The organism is Inquilinus sp. OTU3971 (genome assembly GCF_038440215.1).
Genome location: NZ_JASATH010000352.1, coordinates 1 through 3,868, shown reverse-complemented (window position 1 = coordinate 3,868; position 3,868 = coordinate 1). Strand labels below are relative to the sequence as shown.

4 protein-coding genes are annotated in these 3,868 nt (G+C 66.1%); 1 reads left to right on the top strand and 3 read right to left on the bottom strand.

What is annotated here, in order from left to right; genetic code table 11:
* Window positions 1-56: 56 nt before the first annotated feature.
* Window positions 57-1,073 (bottom strand): Bug family tripartite tricarboxylate transporter substrate binding protein, encoded by a 1,017-nt coding sequence (locus AAHM41_RS39425; RefSeq protein WP_342242107.1) that lies wholly within the window; start codon window positions 1,071-1,073, stop codon window positions 57-59.
* Window positions 1,074-1,399: 326 nt separating this feature from the next.
* Entirely contained in the window at window positions 1,400-1,591 is a 192-nt protein-coding gene (locus AAHM41_RS39420; RefSeq protein WP_342242106.1) for a hypothetical protein, read from the bottom strand.
* A 319-nt stretch (window positions 1,592-1,910) separates the two neighbouring features.
* Here AAHM41_RS39420 and AAHM41_RS39415 point away from each other — a divergent pair, with 319 nt between their 5' ends.
* Window positions 1,911-2,111 carry a hypothetical protein gene (locus AAHM41_RS39415; RefSeq protein ID WP_342242105.1) on the top strand — a complete coding sequence of 67 codons (201 nt, stop codon included), beginning with the start codon at window positions 1,911-1,913 and terminating at the stop codon, window positions 2,109-2,111.
* 83 nt (window positions 2,112-2,194) lie between these two features.
* Here the strand turns inward: AAHM41_RS39415 and oxlT are convergent, their stop codons facing one another.
* Window positions 2,195-3,508 (bottom strand): oxalate/formate MFS antiporter, encoded by a 1,314-nt coding sequence (gene oxlT, locus AAHM41_RS39410; RefSeq protein ID WP_342242104.1) that lies wholly within the window; start codon window positions 3,506-3,508, stop codon window positions 2,195-2,197.
* Between the last annotated feature and the right edge of the window lie 360 nt (window positions 3,509-3,868).

Here is a 3,868-nt window from a genome sequence, read left to right as displayed (position 1 = left end):
GCGCGCCCGCGGGGGCGGGGGGCGGGGGGGGGGCGCCCGCCCCCCGGGACCGGGCCCTACTTCGCGATGAAGCCGGCCACTTCCATCAGGGTCTTGTGGGTCTGCTCGGTCTCGGTCAGCCAGGTCTTGAAGGCGTCGCCAGTCATGGTGGTGGTGTTGAAGGCGCCGGCCGCCATGAACTCCTTCCACTCGGGCGTCTCGCGCACCTTCTCGAACAGCCCGACATAGTAGGCCACCTGCTCCGGCGACGCCTCGGGCGGCATGAAGATGCCGCGCAGCATCAGGTATTTCATGTCCAGGCCGGCCTCCTTGCAGGTCGGCACGTCGCTCCAGGCCTTGCCCTCGGCCTGCGGCGCGGTCACGGCGATGCGCTGGTCGTCGAAGACGCAGAGCGGGCGCAGCGCGCCGGCGCGCCATTGCGACACCGCCTCGATCGGATTGTTGACGCTGGAGTTGACATGGTTGCCGACCAGCTGGGCCGCGACGTCGCCGCCGCCCTTGTAGGGGATGTAGGTCAGCCGCTTGCCGATGATCTGCTCGAGCCCGGCGGTGATGATCTGGTCTTCCTGCTTCGAGCCGGTGCCGCCCATCTTGAAGGCGTTGTCGCCCCCCGCCTTGATCGCGGTGACGTAGTCCTGCGCCGACTGATAGGGCTCGGAGGAGTTCACCCACAGGATGAACTCGTCCAGCGCCAGCATGGTGACCGGCGTCAGGTCCTTCCAGTTGAACGGCACACCGGTCGCCAGCGGGGTGGTGAACAGGTTCGACAGGGTGATGATGATCTTGTGCGGGTCGCCGCCCGACCCCTTGACGTCGAGGAAGCCTTCCGCGCCGGCGCCACCGGAGCGGTTGACTACGACGATCGACTGCTCCATCAGCCCGTGCTTCTGGATGATGCCCTGGATCATCCGGGCCATCTGGTCGGCGCCGCCGCCGGTGCCCGCGGGGACGACGAACTCGACGTTGCGGGTGGGTTTCCAATCCGCCTGAGCGATGCCGGCCCCCAGCAGGGCCACCGCAGCCGCGGCACAGGCAAATCCATGCACAAGCGCTTTACGCACTTTCCCGGTCATTGGTGCCTCCCCAGCGCCGCGGCTTCGCGTCAAGCGCGGCCGACTGTCTTGTTGGTGGATGGCCAGGTCGGTGACCGAGACTGGCTGGTATCCAATATATTGTATCTGGAATGTAACGCAATGGATCTTTTTGAAACCCGGGCGATCTATTTCGATCGTCATACCGCGGCGCAATAGAACGAAATTACAAAGGGCGAAAACCCGGCCCTTTCCAGATCATTAGGAACGGCGACACCGTTTCGCCCATGCACAAAGCCGGAAACGACGACAGGCGGCCCGGAGGGGCCGCCTGTCCAGACATGCGGGAAGATTGAAGGAGGGAGAGGTCAGGCCGCCTTGCGCCAGAGGTTGCTGTTGGCGGGTTCCTGGGCCTCGGTCACGCGACGATGCGGCGTCGCCATCCGGCGGACATCGGTGGCGATCGCGCCGAACAGGTCAGGCGCCTTCACGGCGATCTCGGAGACCACGGCGGCCAGGCCGGCGCCGGCGATGATGAGGGCGATCAGTCCGAGGGTCATGGCGGGCTCCGTGGAGTTGGGTCTCTTGCGCTGCATCATATGGCAGAGACGCTGACCTTCAGCAAGTTCCCGCATTATGGATTTTGTATGCCAGATACCCATGGCTGCCCTGCAGATTCCGCCCCACTCGGAGAAATCCGATCTATCTCATTGTATCTGCGATATTTTTTCCGGTGATGGAGATGAGAAGCCGGCATTGCCCGCCAGGGGTCGGCTGCATACCCGTTTTACGTATTCTGTATACCAGATTGCCTTGCCTGCTCGCGGATCGAGCGTATATTGCATCGCAGCAGGACACGAACCCGCGAAAGGATTGATCATGACCGGCTTGCTGATCGGGACCGCCCTCGCCCTCGTCGCCCTCCTGGGCCTCGTCACCGCCCCCCGCCTGGCGGCCGCCCAGGGCGGCTCGCTGTCGGGCAACACCGCGGGCCGGCTGCGCCGTGTCGAGACCGGCGGCGAGGCCGACGAGTCCGAGGCCGCCGACCCGAGCTGGGCCAGCTTCATGCGGGCGCTGTAAGGCACAGCAGCCAAAGAAAAAGGGAGGCGAAGCCGCCTCCCTGGGGATTGTCTCGGCTGCCGGGCGCGTCCCGGCCCGGGTTCTCAGTTGGCGAGGCGCGGCTCCCCCTCCGGGGTCATGCCGGCCCGCGCCTGTTCCAGCGCCCGGGCCCGCATCGGCTTGAGCACGAACATCGCCATCACCGCCGCGATCACGTTCACCAGCGCGGCGAAGATGAACACCATGTCCCAGCTGCCGAGCTGGCTGACCGCGATGTTGGCGAAGGGCACCACCAGCGAGGCCGTTCCCTTGGCGGTGTAGAGCAGCCCGGCATTGGTGGTGGCGTAGCGCGACCCGAAGGTGTCGCCGCAGGTCGCCGGGAACAGCGAGTAGATCTCGCCCCAGGCGAAGAACACCATCGCGGTCAGGATCACGAATGCCACCGGGTCCTGGCCGAATTCCATCAGCATGACGATGCCGACGGCCTCGAGGAAGAAGGCGATGAACATCGTGTTCTCGCGGCCGATATGGTCCGAGACCCAGCCGAAGAACGGCCGGGTGACGCCGTTCAGCACCCGGTCGAGCGACAGCGCGAAGGTCAGGGCCGGCATGGTCAGGCCGAGCAGGCTGACCGGGGTGTCGCCGATCTTGAAGTCGGCCGCGATCGGGGCCAGCTGCGCCGTCGCGAGCAGGCCGCCGGAGGCGACCATGACGAACATCGCATACATCACCCAGAACACCGGGCTGCGCAGCATCTCCGCCGGCGCATAGTCGCGCCGGGTCTGCGCGATCTTCGGCTTCATCACCGGCAGCTGCCCCTTGGCCGGCGTCGCCAGCAGGAAGGACAGCACCACCACCGCCCCGCCCTGGATCAGGCCGAAGGTCATGAAGGTCGACTGGTAGCCGGAGGAATGGATCATGTTGGCGATCGGCACGATGGTCACGGCCGAGCCGGCGCCGAAGCCGGCCGCGGTCAGCCCCGCCGCCAGGCCGCGCCGGTCCGGGAACCATTTCAGCGCCGCGCCGACGCAGGTGCCGTAGACGGCGCCGGCGCCGACGCCGCCTATCGCGGCGGCGATGTAGAGCAGGGTCAGCGAATCCGCTACCGAGTTCAGCGCCCAGGCGATGGCGCAGAGCAGGCCGCCGATCAGGACCACGATGCGCGGCCCGAACTTGTCGACGAACCAGCCCTCGACCGGCACCAGCCAGGTCTCGGTCAGCACGAAGATGGTGAAGGCGACCTGGATCGCCGCCCGTCCCCAGTGATGCGTCGCATCGATCGGGCCGACGAACAGGGTCCAGCCGTATTGCAGATTGGCCACCATCGCCATGCAGACGATGCCGATGAGCAGCTGGAGCCAGCGTCCCCCTGGCGGTCCTTTGAGAGCCGGTCCCTGAGTTGAGTTCTCTGTCAGCATTTCCGTCCCAATCCTTCGCATGTCGGTTGAGGCAACCCCATGGCATCGGAGGTGACGGCCCGTGACGGACGCCATCGTCCTCGAGGAGGGGTGCGCCGGACTGCGGCCGCGGACCGGAATCGACCGGCTTCGTTGGGTCAACAGTACCGTCGCGCCGATGTGTGAATCGGCTGCCCCTCCCCTCGGTTATGTCGTTGTTGACAGGGGCCGTTATGATCGGCCCTCTGGCATACCAAATGCAGAACTTCTGATACCAGAGAACGATTCCGCCGCGCTGACAAGCCGGAATCGTGGCTGCACCGCAGCAACTCGTGGCCGCTATTCCGCGGCGGCCCGGCTGCCTTCGCGGAGGGCCCGGAC

Bases quoted from the DNA above. Each gene is read 5' to 3' on its own strand.
- oxlT (WP_342242104.1), bottom strand. From the start codon at position 3,508: ATGCTGACAGAGAACTCAACTCAGGGACCGGCTCTCAAAGGACCGCCA.
- AAHM41_RS39415 (WP_342242105.1), top strand. From the start codon at position 1,911: ATGACCGGCTTGCTGATCGGGACCGCCCTCGCCCTCGTCGCCCTCCTG.
- AAHM41_RS39425 (WP_342242107.1), bottom strand. From the start codon at position 1,073: ATGACCGGGAAAGTGCGTAAAGCGCTTGTGCATGGATTTGCCTGTGCC.
- AAHM41_RS39420 (WP_342242106.1), bottom strand. From the start codon at position 1,591: ATGACCCTCGGACTGATCGCCCTCATCATCGCCGGCGCCGGCCTGGCC.